Origin of the sequence: Pseudomonas lijiangensis (genome assembly GCF_018968705.1) — a bacterium.
Lineage (GTDB): Bacteria > Pseudomonadota > Gammaproteobacteria > Pseudomonadales > Pseudomonadaceae > Aquipseudomonas > Aquipseudomonas lijiangensis.
This window is the reverse complement of record NZ_CP076668.1, coordinates 5,130,748-5,146,364: the sequence shown is the minus strand read 5'-3', so window position 1 is coordinate 5,146,364 and position 15,617 is coordinate 5,130,748. Positions and strand designations below refer to the sequence as shown.

General features: G+C 56.8%; 11 protein-coding genes and 1 pseudogene. 6 read left to right on the top strand and 6 right to left on the bottom strand.

Translation table 11 applies throughout. From position 1 onward, the window contains the following. Positions 1 to 34: 34 nt before the first annotated feature. The 3 genes from rplQ (at position 35) to bfr (ending at position 2,654) form a co-directional block, all read left to right on the top strand. Positions 35 to 421: a 50S ribosomal protein L17 gene (gene rplQ / locus KQP88_RS21730; RefSeq protein ID WP_025262043.1), complete on the top strand. Its 387-nt coding sequence runs from the start codon at positions 35 to 37 to the stop codon at positions 419 to 421. A 164-nt stretch (positions 422 to 585) separates the two neighbouring features. Further along, complete coding sequence (locus KQP88_RS21725; protein WP_095067808.1) at positions 586 to 2,034, top strand: catalase; 1,449 nt, start codon at positions 586 to 588, stop codon at positions 2,032 to 2,034. A gap of 155 nt (positions 2,035 to 2,189) precedes the next feature. After that, a complete protein-coding gene (gene bfr, locus KQP88_RS21720; RefSeq protein ID WP_095067807.1) occupies positions 2,190 to 2,654 on the top strand; it encodes a bacterioferritin in 465 nt (154 codons plus the stop codon). Positions 2,655 to 2,738: 84 nt separating this feature from the next. On the opposite strand, the gene uvrA is transcribed toward bfr, so the two are convergent. Next, positions 2,739 to 5,573, bottom strand: a complete 2,835-nt coding sequence (uvrA, locus tag KQP88_RS21715) for an excinuclease ABC subunit UvrA (protein WP_216704146.1) — start codon at positions 5,571 to 5,573, stop codon at positions 2,739 to 2,741. 140 nt (positions 5,574 to 5,713) lie between these two features. Between uvrA and KQP88_RS21710 the strand changes: the two genes are divergently transcribed. Both KQP88_RS21710 and KQP88_RS21705 read left to right on the top strand, forming a co-directional pair. Beyond that, positions 5,714 to 7,108, top strand: a complete 1,395-nt coding sequence (locus tag KQP88_RS21710; RefSeq protein ID WP_216704145.1) for an MFS transporter — start codon at positions 5,714 to 5,716, stop codon at positions 7,106 to 7,108. A 9-nt stretch (positions 7,109 to 7,117) separates the two neighbouring features. Beyond that, on the top strand, positions 7,118 to 7,663 hold the full coding sequence (locus KQP88_RS21705; RefSeq protein ID WP_200994442.1) for a single-stranded DNA-binding protein: 546 nt from the start codon (positions 7,118 to 7,120) through the stop codon (positions 7,661 to 7,663). 384 nt (positions 7,664 to 8,047) lie between these two features. Here the strand turns inward: KQP88_RS21705 and KQP88_RS21700 are convergent, their stop codons facing one another. The 5 genes and pseudogenes from KQP88_RS21700 to KQP88_RS21680 all read right to left on the bottom strand — a co-directional run bounded on the left by KQP88_RS21700 (position 8,048) and on the right by KQP88_RS21680 (position 13,120). After that, a complete protein-coding gene (locus KQP88_RS21700; protein WP_216704144.1) occupies positions 8,048 to 9,382 on the bottom strand; it encodes an MFS transporter in 1,335 nt (444 codons plus the stop codon). A 105-nt stretch (positions 9,383 to 9,487) separates the two neighbouring features. Continuing rightward, positions 9,488 to 10,426 (bottom strand): hydroxymethylglutaryl-CoA lyase, encoded by a 939-nt coding sequence (locus KQP88_RS21695; RefSeq protein WP_216704143.1) that lies wholly within the window; start codon positions 10,424 to 10,426, stop codon positions 9,488 to 9,490. Beyond that, positions 10,423 to 11,613: a CaiB/BaiF CoA transferase family protein gene (locus KQP88_RS21690; protein WP_216704142.1), complete on the bottom strand. Its 1,191-nt coding sequence runs from the start codon at positions 11,611 to 11,613 to the stop codon at positions 10,423 to 10,425. The genes KQP88_RS21695 and KQP88_RS21690 overlap by 4 nt, the downstream gene beginning before the upstream one ends. 112 nt (positions 11,614 to 11,725) lie before the next feature. After that, positions 11,726 to 12,631 carry a LysR family transcriptional regulator gene (locus KQP88_RS21685; RefSeq protein WP_216704141.1) on the bottom strand — a complete coding sequence of 302 codons (906 nt, stop codon included), beginning with the start codon at positions 12,629 to 12,631 and terminating at the stop codon, positions 11,726 to 11,728. Between the two features lie 174 nt (positions 12,632 to 12,805). After that, positions 12,806 to 13,120: pseudogene (locus KQP88_RS21680) on the bottom strand (DUF1348 family protein). Between the two features lie 207 nt (positions 13,121 to 13,327). Between KQP88_RS21680 and KQP88_RS21675 the strand changes: the two are divergent. After that, on the top strand, positions 13,328 to 15,520 hold the full coding sequence (locus KQP88_RS21675; RefSeq protein WP_216704140.1) for a mechanosensitive ion channel family protein: 2,193 nt from the start codon (positions 13,328 to 13,330) through the stop codon (positions 15,518 to 15,520). Positions 15,521 to 15,617 lie beyond the last annotated feature (97 nt).

Here is a 15,617-nt window from a genome sequence, read left to right as displayed (position 1 = left end):
ATCACCGAACGTTGTGTTTGGTAAGGAATGAACCATGCGTCATCGTAAAAGTGGACGTCACCTGAGCCGTACCAGCTCTCACCGCAAGGCCATGTTCCAGAACATGGCGGTGTCGCTGTTCGAGCACGAGCTGATCAAAACTACCCTGCCGAAAGCCAAGGAACTGCGCCGCGTTGCCGAGCCGCTGATCACTCTGGCCAAGGTAGACAGCGTTGCTAACCGTCGTTTGGCTTTCGACCGTACTCGTTCGAAAGAAATCGTTGGTAAGCTGTTCAACGATCTGGGCAAGCGCTATGCAACCCGTCAGGGCGGCTACCTGCGTATCCTCAAGTGCGGTTTCCGCGCTGGCGACAACGCGCCTATGGCGTACGTCGAGCTGGTTGATCGTCCTGTCGGTGGTGTTGTAGAAGCTGCTGAATAAGACGTCAGTCTGAACAAAGAACCGGGCCTTGTGCCCGGTTTTTTGTTTTTGAAATTCGTAAAAACTATCAACTCGCATAATTTAATAAATTTGAGAGTGTTTCAGTTCTGACCAATAATCCTCCCCAGACCATTAGCCAGCCTATAAGACTGAGGAAGAATCCAATGAGCCAGACCAAAACGCTTACCACTGCCAGTGGCGCGCCTGTCGCGGACAACCAGAACTCTCGCTCCGCCGGTCCTCGTGGCCCGTTGCTGCTGGATGACTTTCACCTGATCGAGAAGCTTGCTCACTTCAACCGCGAGAACATCCCTGAGCGTCGCGTACACGCCAAGGGCTCGGGTGCTCACGGTACTTTCACAGTCACCCGCGACATTACCCAATACTCCAGCGCCAAGCTCTTCGAGTCGATCGGCAAGCAGACGCCTATATTCCTGCGCTTCTCTACGGTCGGTGGTGAGCGTGGTTCGGCTGACACCGAGCGTGACCCGCGTGGTTTCGCTGTGAAGTTTTACACCGAAGAAGGTAACTGGGACATCGTGGGTAACAACACGCCGGTGTTCTTCATTCGCGACCCGCTGAAATTCCCGGACTTCATCCACACCCAGAAACGTCTGCCGCAGAGCAACCTGAAAAGCGCGCAAATGATGTGGGACTTCTGGTCGTACTCTCCAGAAGCGTTGCACCAGATCACCATCCTGTTCTCGGATCGCGGCATCCCTGATGGCTACCGCCACATGCATGGCTTCGGTAGCCACACTTACAGCCTGATCAGCGCTGCGGGTGAGCGTCACTGGGTCAAATGGCACTACAAGTCCAAGCAGGGCATCAAGAACCTGACGCCAGCTGACGCTGCACGTCTGGCAGGTACTGACCCGGATTACGCACAGCGCGACCTGTTCACCGCCATTGAACGTGGTGATTTCCCGAAATGGCAGGTGTGCATCCAGTTGATGAGTGAAGCTCAGGCTGCCAACCATCACGAGAATCCCTTCGACGTGACCAAGACCTGGTCGCAGAAAGAGTTCCCGTTGATCGAAGTCGGTGAACTGGAGCTCAACCGTAACCCGCTCAACTATTTCGCTGAAGTCGAGCAGGCTGCTTTCGGTCCGAGCAACATGGTGCCTGGCGTAGGGCTGTCGCCTGATCGCATGCTCCAGGGGCGTGTGTTCGCTTACGCCGATGCTCATCGCTACCGTGTAGGCACCAACCACCAGCATTTGCCGATCAATGCTGCGAAAAGTCCGGTAAACAGCTATCAGCGTGACGGCGCCATGGCGCTTGGCATTAACGGCGGTGCAGCTCCGAACTACGAGCCAAACAGCTACGGCGATGCGCCAAAGCAGGCGCCTCGTTATGCCGAGCCGGCTCTGGCGTTGAGTGGTGCTGCCGATCGTCACGATCATCGTGAGGACACCGATTACTACAGTCAGGCTGGCAAGTTGTTCAACCTCATGGACGCCGACCAGAAGGCATTGCTGATCAGCAATATTGCCGGCGCAATGCAGGGCGTTTCCAGTGATGTGGTGCAGCGCCAGTTGCAGTACTTCTTCCAGGCCGACCCGGCTTATGGCGAAGGTATTGCCAAAGCCCTGGGCGTCAAACTGGGCTAACTCGAAGTGAGAAACAGAACCGCCCTCATTTGGGCGGTTTTTCGCTTCTTATAGGCCGTTTTTCGCCGCTTTTTATTGGATTATTGCGTTTTTGGAAGTGACCTGACAGTCAGCTTGGTTCAAACTATGGCCTTTCAGCAGGGAGATCTGGTGCGATGCAAGGCCATCCAGAAGTAATCGATTATCTGAACACGTTGCTCACTGGCGAATTGGCTGCTCGTGACCAATATTTCATCCATTCGCGCATGTACGAAGATTGGGGTTTCGCCAAGCTCTACGAACGTATCAATCATGAAATGGAAGAAGAGGCGCAACACGCCGATGCCCTGATTCGCCGTATCCTGATGCTCGAAGGCACGCCTCGCATGCGTCCGGACGATCTGGAAATCGGTACGACTGTGCCTGAAATGCTCGCCAACGACCTGCGTCTTGAATACAAGGTGCGTGCTGCGCTGTGCAAAGGCATCGAGCTGTGCGAACTGCACAAGGATTACATCAGCCGCGACATCCTGCGTCTGCAGCTGGCTGACACCGAAGAAGATCACACCTACTGGCTGGAGCAGCAGATGGGTCTGATCAAGGCTATCGGTCTGGAAAACTATCTGCAGTCGCAGTTCTGATTCCACAGCCCGTATAGCAAAAAGCCCCTGCACACTCATGTGGCAGGGGCTTTTTCATGTTGCGTGTTTACGCAATCCGCCGACTCAAGCGCGGTCCCTTATCAGAAGGGGCTTGAGATAGTGGCCGGTATAGGATTGCTCCATCTCCGCGACTTCTTCTGGCGTACCGGTGGCGATAATCTGCCCACCCCTTGAACCACCTTCCGGACCGAGATCCACCAGCCAGTCGGCTGTCTTGATGACGTCCAGGTTGTGCTCGATCACGACCACTGTGTTTCCGTGATCCCGCAGACGATGCAAGACATCGAGCAATTGCTGGATATCGGCAAAGTGCAGACCGGTGGTGGGTTCGTCGAGAATATACAGTGTCTTGCCTGTATCACGCTTGGAAAGCTCGCGAGACAGCTTGACCCGTTGTGCTTCACCGCCCGACAAGGTTGTCGCCGACTGCCCCAGCTTGATGTATGAAAGCCCCACATCCATCAACGTCTGGAGCTTGCGCGCCAGAGCCGGAACGGCATCGAAGAACTCACGAGCCTCTTCGATGGTCATTTCCAGTACTTCGTGGATGTTCTTGCCCTTGTATTTGATTTCAAGGGTTTCGCGGTTGTAGCGCTTGCTCTTGCACACGTCGCAGGGCACGTAAATGTCCGGCAGGAAGTGCATCTCGACCTTGATCAGGCCATCACCCTGGCACGCCTCACAGCGTCCGCCCTTGACGTTGAACGAGAAGCGCCCCGGGCCGTAGCCGCGAGAGCGGGATTCCGGCACGCCGGCAAACAGTTCACGAATCGGCGTAAACAGACCGGTGTAGGTCGCCGGGTTCGAGCGTGGCGTACGGCCGATGGGACTCTGGTCGATGTCCACAACCTTGTCCAGATGCTGCAGGCCATTGATGCTGTCGTGGGTCGCGGCTTCAAGCGTTGTCGCGCCGTTGAGTGCGGTGGCGCTGAGCGGGAACAGGGTGTTGTTGATCAGCGTCGACTTGCCCGAGCCGGAAACACCGGTCACGCAGGTCAGCAGGCCAATTGGAATATCCAGGTTCACATTGCGCAGGTTATTGCCGCGTGCGCCCTTGAGCGTGAGCGACAGCTTCTTGTTGCGCGGTGTGCGCTTGGCGGGTACTTCAATCTTGACCCGGCCTGACAGGTATTTGCCGGTCAGGGAATCAGGATGCCCCATCACCTCGTCAGGCGTACCCTCAGCGACGATATTACCGCCATGCACGCCAGCGCCCGGGCCGATGTCCACGACATAGTCCGCCAGGCGGATAGCGTCTTCATCGTGCTCGACCACGATCACGGTATTGCCGATATCCCGCAGATGCTTGAGCGTGCCCAGCAAGCGATCGTTATCGCGTTGATGCAGGCCGATAGATGGCTCGTCGAGAATGTACATCACACCCACCAGGCCAGCACCGATCTGGCTCGCCAGCCGGATGCGCTGTGCCTCGCCGCCGGAGAGCGTGTCGGCGCTGCGATCCAGGGTCAGGTAATCCAGTCCGACATTGACCAGGAACTGCAGACGCTCGCGGATCTCCTTGAGAATCTTGTCGGCAATCTCGCCACGACGTCCGGTCAGCTTCAGACCGCTGAAATAATCAGTGGCATCGCCAATCGGCAGGTTGGTGACTGCAGGGAGAGTTTTCTCGCCGACCCACACGTGACGCGCTTCGCGACGCAGGCGAGTGCCACGGCAGTCCGGGCAAGGCTGAGTACCGAGGAACTTGGCCAGTTCTTCACGAACCGTTGCCGATTCAGTTTCCCGGTAACGGCGCTCAAGGTTCGGCACGATGCCTTCAAACGGATGCGCACGTTTGACGATATCCCCGCGATCATTGAGGTAACGGAAATCGACATTCTGTGTGCCGCTGCCGTTGAGCAGGATTTTCTGTGTTTCGGCAGCCAGCTCCTTGAACGGTACTTCCAGGCTGAAATCGTAGTGCTTGGACAGCGAGCCCAGCATCTGGAAGTAATAGACGTTACGCCTGTCCCAGCCGCGTATTGCGCCTTCTGCCAGCGTCAGTTCGGCATTGACCAATCGCTTCACATCGAAGAACTGCTTCACGCCCAGGCCGTCACACGTCGGGCACGCGCCGGCCGGGTTGTTGAAGGAGAACAGCTTGGGTTCCAGCTCGCTGATGGCATGGCCGCAGACCGGGCAGGCAAAGCGTGCGGAGAAGATGATCTCTTCGCCAGGCTCATCGTCCATGGGCGCGACCAGCGCAATGCCGTCGGCCAGCTTCAGGGCCGTTTCGAAGGATTCTGCCAGACGCTGCTGCAAGTCCGGACGCACCTTGAAGCGATCTACGACCACATCAATGGAGTGCTTTTTCTGTTTATCCAGCTTGGGCAGTTCGTCTAGCTCGAACAGCTTGCCGTTGACCCGAGCCCGGACGAAGCCTTGAGCACGCAATTCCTCGAACACCGAAAGATGCTCACCCTTGCGCTCACGGATGACCGGGGCCAGCAGCATCAATTTGCTGCCTTCGGGTTGTGCGAGCACCAGGTCGACCATCTGGCTGACCGTCTGGGCCTCCAGCGGAATATCGTGATCCGGGCAGCGAGGTTGACCGACTCGCGCATACAGCAAGCGCAGGTAGTCGTAGATCTCGGTAATGGTGCCGACGGTCGAACGCGGGTTGTGAGAAGTGGATTTCTGCTCGATGGAAATCGCAGGCGACAGGCCTTCGATGGTGTCCACGTCCGGTTTTTCCATCATCGACAGAAACTGGCGGGCGTAGGCTGAAAGAGATTCGACATAACGACGCTGGCCTTCGGCATACAGCGTATCGAATGCCAGCGATGACTTGCCGGAGCCGGACAGGCCGGTAATAACGATCAGTTTGTCGCGCGGAAGGGTCAGGTCTATGTTTTTCAGGTTGTGGGTTCGTGCCCCACGTATCAGGATCTTGTCCACTGCGGCCTCGCTTGGCGGGCATAAACATCGGAGTATACGGCTGCATGCCATTACGCGGCAAAGCGTCGCGTACATCTCGTGTATGTGCTGTACCACGATGGGACTGGTAGAATCGCCGCCGGTTCACACGAGGTTTTTCCATGCACGATCCCTATAGCGAACGGATGAGTAGCGGTGAGACACGCGCAGCAGGCGGTCTGGCCCTGGTATTCGCTTTCCGAATGCTTGGCATGTTCATGGTTCTGCCGGTCCTGGCGACCTACGGCATGGACCTGGCTGGCGCTAGCCCGGCTCTTATTGGCCTGGCCATCGGCGCCTACGGATTGACCCAGGCCGTTTTGCAGATCCCGTTCGGCGTCATCTCCGACCGGATCGGACGACGACCGGTGATTTACCTGGGCCTGATCGTTTTTGCTGTAGGTAGCCTGGTGGCCGCCAATGCCGATTCGATCTGGGGCGTCATCATCGGGCGGGTCCTGCAAGGTGCTGGTGCCATATCCGCGGCGGTCATGGCCTTGCTGTCTGACCTGACGCGCGAGCAGCATCGCACCAAGGCCATGGCCATGATCGGCATGACCATCGGTCTGTCGTTCGCTGTCGCCATGGTGGTGGGACCTTTGCTGACCGGTGCGTTCGGTCTGTCGGGGCTGTTTCTGGCGACGGGAGGCATGGCGCTGCTGGGAGTGTTGATCGTGGCGTTCGTCGTCCCGAAAGCCAATGGTCCGTTGTTGCACCGTGAGTCGGGCGTGGCGAAACAGGCATTGGGTGCGACCCTGCGTCACCCGGACCTGCTGCGTCTGGATTTGGGTATCTTCGTGTTGCACGCGATGCTGATGTCCAGTTTCGTCGCATTACCGCTGGCGCTGGTGGAAAAAGCAGGTCTGCCCAAGGAACAGCACTGGTGGGTCTACCTCACGGCGTTGCTGATCTCTTTCTTCGCGATGATCCCGTTCATCATTTACGGAGAAAAAAAGCGTCAGATGAAGCGCGTGTTGCTCGGCGCCGTCACAGTTCTGATGCTCTCTGAGCTATCCTTCTGGGCATTCGGCGACACGCTGCGGGCGCTGGTGATAGGGACAGTGGTATTCTTTACCGCGTTCAACCTGCTGGAAGCGTCCTTGCCGTCACTGATCAGCAAAGTATCGCCGGCTGGCGGAAAAGGCACGGCGATGGGAGTTTATTCAACCAGCCAGTTCCTTGGTTCGGCTGCAGGTGGGATACTCGGCGGCTGGTTGTTCCAGCATGGTGGGCTCGACGTGGTTTTCCTGGGAGGCGCCGGCATGGCCGCCATCTGGCTTGCCTTTGCGGTAACCATGCGTGAACCGCCTTACGTGACGAGCCTGCGCCTGCCGTTGTCAGCCGAGGCCCAGCGTGAAGCAGGCCTGGCAGAACGTTTAATGTCCGTAGCAGGCGTGACGGATGCAGTGGTGGTCGCAGAAGAGTGCGCCATCTATATCAAACTCGATACAAAATTATTGGATCGTGCGTCTCTGGAAAAGCTGGTCAACCCGGCAACCGAAACGTGCGAAGCCTAGGAGAACGTTATGGCCCGTGGGGTTAACAAAGTCATATTGGTCGGTACATGCGGCCAGGATCCCGAAGTTCGCTACTTGCCTAACGGTAACGCCGTGACCAACCTGAGTCTGGCAACCAGCGAACAATGGACTGACAAGCAGACCGGTCAGAAAGTCGAAAAGACCGAATGGCACCGTGTTTCGATGTTCGGCAAGGTTGCCGAGATCGCTGGCGAATACCTGCGCAAGGGTTCGCAGGTTTACATCGAAGGCAAGCTGCAAACCCGTGAGTGGGAAAAAGACGGCATCAAGCGCTACACCACCGAAATCGTCGTCGACATGCAAGGCACCATGCAACTGCTGGGCGGCCGTCCACAAGGCGACGCTCAACAAGGTCAGGGCGGTGGCAGCTACGGCAACTCCGCACCACGTCCACAACAATCGCGCCAGCAATCGGCTCCGCCTCAGCAGTCGTATTCGCAACAGCCACAACGCGAATCCCGCCCGGCTCCGCAACAGCAAGCACCACAGCCGGCTGCTGATTTCGACAGCTTTGATGATGATATTCCATTCTGAAACCCAGCTTTTTCAGAACTGTGAATACTAGAAGCGAAGCCTTTGATTTGGCTTCGCTTTTTTATTGTTTGCTAAAAGTGATGTTGAGAGAGCCGTTACGAGAACCCTCTGCTCCAGAGTTATAAACATCAGAAGCTCAATGACATACTGGAAATGACAACGTAGGCGCGACGCTTCCAGAGAGGGGACTGGTTTAGTGGCACCTTGGCGTTTGATCCTGGCGAGTGTCAGAAAAAACGGCTAGGCATGCAACAGAGGGACTATTTACCGCGTTTACTACCAGTGCGTGGCTGGGGTAAACGCTTGCATGCTTAGCAAAAGTGCAGTTGGGACAACGAGTAGCCAGACCGAGCGTTGAGAGTAACTTGCCGACGGTCAGCGTTATTACGGGTGGCCAGGTTTATCTATGGTGCGCAGCCGTTCTGGCAAACCCCAGAAGAGTAGCGCCGCCGCTAGCAAGCTGGTGACACCAATGACATAAAGTGCAGGTGTCGTGCTACCCGTAAGGTCTTTGATATAGCCCACCATCACAGGGCTGACAATACCTCCAAACTGGCCCATGGTATTTATCAATGCAATGCCTCCAGCTGCTCCGGCACCGGCGCCGGCCAGCAACTTGGGAGGCAAAGCCCAGAATGCCGGGATCGAGGCAATGATGCCCGCCCCCAAAAGTGCCAACGAGACGATTAGCAGTGTTGTGTGGCTCGCGAAAATACCTGTACTGAAGAAGCCGATTGCTCCAGCGATGACCAAGGCGCAAACATACTTGCGACGTTCGCCACTGGCATCTGATAGCCGTCCGATAATGACCATGCTTATCGCCCCACAGACATACGGAATAGCAGTGAGCATGCCGATTGCAACCGGGCTCTCAGTGCCAGAGCTGCGAATCAGTTGCGGGGCCCAGAAATTCAGCCCGTATGAGGCGACCTGGATGAGGAAGTAAATCAACCCCAGCATCAAGAAGCCCGGCAACTTGATCGCAGCCAACAGCGAGCCGTGTTGATTGGATTCATGGCTGGCGATCCTGCTGCTCAGAAATGCCTTTTCGTCCGAGCTGAGCCAAGGTGCGTCCGCCACACGATCTTTAAGAACGAAAAGCACCACCAGCCCTAGCAGTACACAAGGCACGCCACCCAGCAGGAATAACCAATGCCACCCACGCATATTCAGCAAGCCATCCATGTGGCCAAGCACAAGGCCAGAGACGGGTGCGCCAAGCAGGCCAGCAAACGCCGATGCCAGGAATAGAGTGGAAGTGATGCGGCCGCGATAGCTCTGAGGGAACCATAGTGTGAGGTAGTACAGCACGCCCGGTGCGAAACCTGCTTCCATGGCACCTATCAAAAAGCGCAGCACGTAGAACTGCCATTCGGCGGTTACGAAGACCATCAAGGCGGTAGCGACCCCCCAGGACATCATGATCCGAGCGATCCAGCGCCGTGCACCCAACTTATACAGCATCATGTTACTTGGCACTTCAAACAACACATAGCCCACGACAAATAGCCCGGCACCGAGCCCATAGGCGGTATCGCTCAACGATAAATCAGCCTGCAGTTGGAATTTGGCAAAGCTGATGTTAATACGGTCGAAGAAAGCAAATAGATAACAGATCATTATGAGCGGCATTAACCGCCAGGCCACTTTTCGAATAATTGCTTTTTCAGCACCGACATCATCGATGATGCCATTAACAGAAGTAGCGGAAAGATTCATTTCAATCTCCAGATAGACTAACGTCCAGTAGCCTGATTGTTTTTGTAGTCTGGATTCTGACCAGTTTTATAAAGAGAGCGGCTTGTGCGCCGCTCCCTCCGAGGATCAAACAGTCAAACCGCCAGGTGCCGCATGTAAATCGCAGGTCCGGCCGGCCTTCACAACCTGGCCCGGCAGTTCGTGACCCAGTAGCGAGGGCAGCGTTTGAGAGAGTTTCAGCAGGCCCGGAAGATCTATGCCAGTTTCAATTCCCATTTCATCGCAGAGATTCACGAGATCCTCTGTACAGATGTTGCCGGAGGCCCCCGGTGCAAACGGACATCCGCCCAATCCACCCAGTGAGGCGTCGAACCGCCGTGCTCCTGCCTCGTACGCCGCCAGAACATTGCAAAGGCCCAGACCGCGAGTGTTATGGAAATGCAACGTCAGAGCGGATGGCGGCACCATTTGCAAAACCCGCTGAACCATCCGGGTGACCTGTCGGGGGTTGGCCATGCCAGTCGTGTCGGCCAGTGTGATGTCTGTCATCCCAAGTTCGAGATAGGCTTCGACAATCTCATACACGCGATCTTCGGCAATTGATCCTTCGAACGGGCAACCGAAAGTCGTTGCGACGGATGCGTTAAGCCGCAGCGAGGTGCCGTCGGCAAGTGCAACGATATCTGCAAAGGCACTCAACGACTGCTCGCAGCTCATGCGCATGTTGGCGCGGTTGTGAGTTTGGCTGGCAGACATCACAAGGTTGATTTCGTCCGCATCGGCTTGCACCGCTCGCTGTGCGCCCTTGAGGTTGGGTACCAGTGCTACGTAGATAACCCCGGGTTGGCGTTCGATGCCTTTGAACACCTCTTCGCCGTCTCGCAGTGCAGGAATGGCCTTGGGCGACACAAAAGAGCCAGCCTCGATGCGCGAGAAGCCTGCCAGAGAGAGCTGATTAATCAGAGCGATCTTATCGGCGGTGTCTACCCATACTGGTTCAATCTGGAGGCCGTCCCGCGGAGAGACCTCTTGTACTACCAAACGATGGGAATAATCGGTGATCATTGAACAACGCCTCCCGCCTTGAAGCGCTGAATGTCTGAGTCGCTGAACCCCAGCTCGGCGAGGACAGGTTCGGTGTGTTGACCCAGTGCCGGCCCCTGCCAGTTCACTTGCCCCGGTGTCTCGGAAAGCTTGGGAACGATGCCTGGCATCTTCACCTCGGCGCCACCAGGTAGCGTCGCATCCAGAATCATGTCGCGTGCTTGATAGTGGGGGTCAGCCACAATGTCTGCGACTGAATAAATGCGTCCAGATGGGACCTCAGCCTGCTCCAGAACCGTCAGTACATGATCTATGGACTGCTGGGATGTCCACTCGGTAATCGCCGTATCCAGCATCGTGCTTTCGCGGGCTCGGCCATCGTTCTGCGCCAGATCTTGCCGCTGCGCCAGATCAGAGCGTCCGATTGCGTGCATCAAGCGCTTGAAGATGGGGTCACTGTTACCCGCGATAACAACATAGGCACCATCAGCTGTCGGGTAAGTGTTAGAAGGCGCGATGCCTGGCAGAGAGCCTCCAGTACGCTCGCGGACGTGACCGAGCATGGCGTACTCCGGTACCAGGCTTTCCATCACATTGAAGACGCTCTCTACCAGGGAGACATCAACAATCTGGCCCTCGCCCTGACCTGTTTTTACGCGCAGCACGGACATCAGCGCACCGATCACTGCGTGCATCGAAGCGAGTGAGTCACCCAAGCTGACGCCTACCCTGGCAGGCGGTATGCCGGGTGTGCCGGTGGTATAGCGAATACCCCCCATCGCCTCACCTATTGCTCCAAAGCCTGGGCGATCGCGGTAGGGCCCGGTTTGGCCATAGCCGGAGATGCGAACCAAGGTAAGTTTTGGATTGAGGGTGTGCAAAACGTCCCAGCCCAGCCCGAGTTTTTCCAATGCGCCTGGACGCAGGTTTTCGATGAGAACGTCAGCGCCTTCCACCAACTTCTTGACGATGTCGATTCCCTCACGCGACTTGAGGTTGAGAGCCAGAGACTTCTTGTTGCGGGACTGGAGATACCACCACAAAGACGTTTCTTCGTGCATCTTTCGCCATTTGCGAAGAGGGTCTCCGGTACCCATTGACTCGATTTTGATGACCTCGGCACCAAACTCACCCATCAAGCGAGCGGCGAATGGGGCAGCAATCAATGTGCCGATTTCAATGACGCGCAGGCCGTTCAAGGCAGTCATGGTGGCGTTACCTCATGTTTCTTGGAATTTGAACCAAGGGTATGAGAGGCGTACGCCCGACGACCAACCGTAAATCGGTAACAACCCTTCGCGAAACGCGAAGGGGCCGGAGCTAGGGCTTCTGCAAGTGCTCGTATAGCAGGCGACTGACTGGAGAAAGGGCTGCCAACTCACGAATGACCAACAACATGCTCCGCTCTGCCCAGTCATCTGAAAGGGCAACCGAGGTGAGGCCAAGCGGTCGTCCGATCAATTCGAATGCCTTGAGCGGTAGCACGCCTATCCCCAGATCGGCTTGCACCATGCGGCATACAGCATCGAAGCCCGGAACATGGATGCGCAGGCGTAGCGGTCTGCCGCAGGCTCTGGCAGCAGCATGGGTGCGCAGATTGATAAAGCTATCAGCGTGTAGCCCGACGTGATCAAAGTCCAATGTGTCAGCAAACGAAATCCGCTCTTGGCTGGCCAGACGGTGTTCCGGTCGCATAACGACAACCAATTGATCATGGCGGTACGCAACCGCATGAAGGCCCTTGATTTCCGTATCTGCCGAGCAAATGCCAATGTCGGCGACACCATCGAGAATACCTTTCACTACGCCGACGCTCGGGCGCTCTTCCAGATTGATCTTGACCTGCCCGTGACGGGTGATGAATGTCTGCAAATCCTCGGGCAAGAATTCAATGATCGCAGAGATATTGGCTAGCATACGGACATACCCGCGGATCCCATGAAGATGTTCGCCGACATCAATGCTGATTTTCTCTACATCAGCCAGTATCCGCTTTGCGTAGTAGAGAAGCGTTTCCCCTGCGGCAGTGAGCCCCATCCCCTTGGCGGTTCTTTCGAATACCTCGATGCCCAGCGCGTGCTCCATGTCGTTCATGCGTTTGCTCGCCGCCGACAGGGCAATCATCTCTCGATCTGCTCCTCGGGTTAAGGTGCCTTCCTCGTGGACTGAAACGAATAACTGTAGCGTCATGAGATCGAGTCGACGAACAAGCTGTTTTTGAAGCATCAGGGGGGCTCGTGCTTAGTATGTGCAGATATTGATCTTGAGTGCTGCAGGCGTGGTAGCGGCACGGTGCTTCAACAGCGCCGTGCCCAAAATGCATCATGAACCATCCGGCGGAGATGATTATGGGTAATCTCGCTCACAATCATAGGCTTGGACTGCCGCCCTTGAACTGCATTACAACCCCAGCTCCGAAATCCCCGGATGATCATCCGGCCGGCGTCCAGTCGGCCAGTGGAACTTGCGCTCCGACTCCTTGATCAGGCGATAGCCCAGCTCTTTGGCCCACTAGCGAGCGAGGAAATCTCTGGCCTGTTCACGATTGGTGACAAATTCGGCACGGTTACGCCACTGAGTATCTTCGGTGTAAGTCATGGAGACTTTTCCGCGTTCCGGCTGTTCCAGCCATCTTCAGCCAGGCGGACTTTCTGAATAGCGGTTACCCCAGGTAAAGGCCGTTAACGGCGGGCGTGTCAGGGCTGCGGCGGACATGTCAGAACCTCGGAGCGGTGAGTGTCAGGATGTTTTGAACGTCGGTATCAGAGAGTGGAATGATCGTTCTGCTTCGGTCAGGCAACCACTCTTTCTGATTCTGAAGTGCCATGCATTTGTGACGGTCATCGAACTTGCGGCCCGAACCGGAATCAGTTGCAGGGAGTTTTTGCTCTGTCGGTCATTCAACGAAGGAGAAGCTGCCCGGTGTCTCAGTTAAGAACCTTGATCCTGTTGGGGCTCCTGTTTTGCGCAGGCAGCTTTCACGTTCAGGCCGCCGACGTGCCGGCTCTCCCTATGGCGGCAGCGGCTCCTGTCGATGACAAGTCTGCTGAGAAAAAGGCTGACAAACCTGACGAGAAGGCCGCTGAAAAACCCGAGGAAAAAGCTGCAGAGACCGATCCACCGGCTGCCGAGATTCTGGTGCAGGGTGGTCTGCTCGGTGCGATCAGCACCAGCATCGATGACATCCAAAAGACCCTCAATCTGGACGAAAGCCTGTGGGATGCCTGGCGTTTGCGGGCCGACCGAGCGGCCGATGAGATTGGCGATCTGGTCAACAAGCGTACGGCACGTTCTCCCTGGAGTGTGGTGGGCGACTTCCTGATTCTGTCAGTGGTGTGGATCGGTGCGTTTGCCGTGCTGACAACCCTGGGACGTTTTCTGGCGGTCCGCCTGAATCGACGACCGTTTCTTCAGGTCCGTGAGCGCAGCCAGGCGCTGTTGAAATACGTGCTGCCTTTCACGCTGCCCGCAATAATCTGTCTACCGTTGACGCTGTATGTCAGCCACTTCATGCCATCCTCCGTGGGGCGTGCGCTGTCGCTCTGTTTTGCCTACGCGACCAGCAGCGGTATCGTTTCCACGTCGGTGCTGCTGTGCGTCATCGTCATGTTCAACTCGGGGCACAAGCGTGCAGCGGTGCGCATGATCCGACGCTACAGCCCGCGCCCGCTGTTCATCATCGGCTTTCTGGCGGCGCTGAGCGATGCGCTGACCAGCCCGCAGATCGCCCGCCAGTTGGGCAGCAACTTCACCACCAGCGTGTCGGTGTTCACCGGGTTGTTCGCTTCGGTCGTGTTCTGCATGCTGGTGATCAAGGTGCGTCGTCCGATTGCTCACCTGATTCGCAACCGCTCGCTGAGCAGTCGCATGCAAAGGCCAGCATTGCAGCGATCCCTGAAAATATTCTCCAACCTCTGGCACCTGCCGATCCTGTTGATGATCCTGGTGTCGGCCATCAACCTGATCGGTGCTGGCGAGGACAGTCAGCAAACCCTGCGTTGTGCACTGTTCACCACGCTGTTGCTGATCGCGACGGTGTTCCTGAGCACGGTATTCGAGCACATATTCAAACCGGCCGAAGAGGGAGGGCGCGGCGGGCATGTGTACAAGGCGCGCCTGCTGCGGCTGGTGTATGCGATGTTGCGGATTACGCTGGCGGTGGCGTTCATCGAGATCCTGGGGCGGATCTGGGGCTTCTCGATGTTCGAGTTCGCCCAGCGCAACACGCTGGGCAGGGTGATCAGCGATTCGCTGAGCAGTATCGGTCTGATCTTTCTGGTGACCTGGTTACTGTGGGTGGTGCTCGACACGGCCATTCAGGAAGCTCTCAAGCCACCGGTCAACCATCGCAACGGGCGTCAGCCCAGCACGCGAATCAAGACCATCCTGCCGTTGTTGCGTAATGCGGTGAAAATCATTCTGGTGGTGATCTGCGCAATTACCACCATGGCCAACCTGGGGATCAACGTCGCGCCATTGCTGGCCGGTGCCGGTGTGGTGGGTCTGGCCATCGGTTTCGGTTCGCAACAATTGGTGCAGGATGTCATCACCGGCCTGTTCATCATCATCGAAGACACCTTTTCCGTCGGCGACTGGGTGGTGCTCAGCACTGGACATTCCGGCTCGGTGGAAAGCCTGACGATTCGTACCGTGCGCCTGCGTGACGGCAAAGGCTTCGTGCATTCTGTGCCGTTCGGGCAGATCAAGGCCGTTACCAACCAGTCCCGGCAGTTTGCCTATGCGTTCTTCTCGGTGCAGTTCACCTATGACTCCGATATCGATGAAGCCCTGGCGCTGATTCGTGAAACAGGGCAGTCGATCACCGAGGACATTCTGCTCAAGAACAATCTGCAAGGGCCGCTGGAAGTGTTCGGTGTGGACCGCATGGATCTCAATGGCGTGGTCCTGACCGCCCAGTTCCGCACCTCGTCGGGTGGGCAGTACAGCGTAGGCCGGGCCTTCAACGAGCGTCTCAAGCGACTTGTGGATAAACATCCCGATGTGCGCTTTGCCCAGACTTATCCACAGATGGTGATGGGGCCGGGTCAGGCACAGGCTCCGGTGCCTGCACCCGCACCCGCACCCGCACCCGCTTCGGCTCCTGCTCCCGAGTAGCGAATTCATCGGCCAATGAATCCGCTCCTTGGCTGCAAGTGTTGGGGGTTAGCGGTCAACGTGATATGTTTGCAGGCGTTTTTCACCTGATTACTTG